Genomic DNA, 476 nt, shown 5'->3' on the forward strand with positions numbered 1-476 from the left:
TTGTTACCTCCATTCAAAAAATGAGTAATATCAAGGCGGAAGAAGGGGTAAATGAGGCTGACATCGAGCAAATCAGTGGCAAGCGGCTGGTATTTATTATTGATGAAGCCCACCGCACTACTTTTGGCGATATGTTGCTCACCATTAAGCACACCTTCCCCAATGCGATTTTCTTCGGCTTTACCGGCACGCCGATTGAAGAAGAAAACGCTAAGAAAAATTCAACCACTGCCACGGTTTTCGGCAATGAATTGCACCGCTATTCGATTGCAGACGGCATTCGTGATGAAAATGTGCTGGGCTTTCACCCCTTCCATATCCGCACCTTTAAAGACAGCGATTTACGCAGATCTGTCGCTTTGCAAGAAGCCAAAGCAGCAGATGAAAGCGAAGTATTTGCCGATGATCAAAAGAAAAAAATCTAAAATCAATTTATGAACGATGTGCCGATGGCGGGCTGTCTCTTATCCACACCT

Annotated in this window: 1 protein-coding gene; it reads left to right on the forward strand. The window is 44.7% G+C overall.

Annotation, left to right across the window (positions count from 1 at the left end; all coding sequences use genetic code 11):
- Positions 1–425, forward strand: a 425-nt coding sequence (locus ACTHUR_RS17860; RefSeq protein ID WP_440400076.1) for a DEAD/DEAH box helicase family protein, incomplete at its 5' end; no start/stop codon positions are given.
- Positions 426–476 lie beyond the last annotated feature (51 nt).

It is taken from the genome of Neisseria sp. P0021.S007, assembly GCF_051956855.1.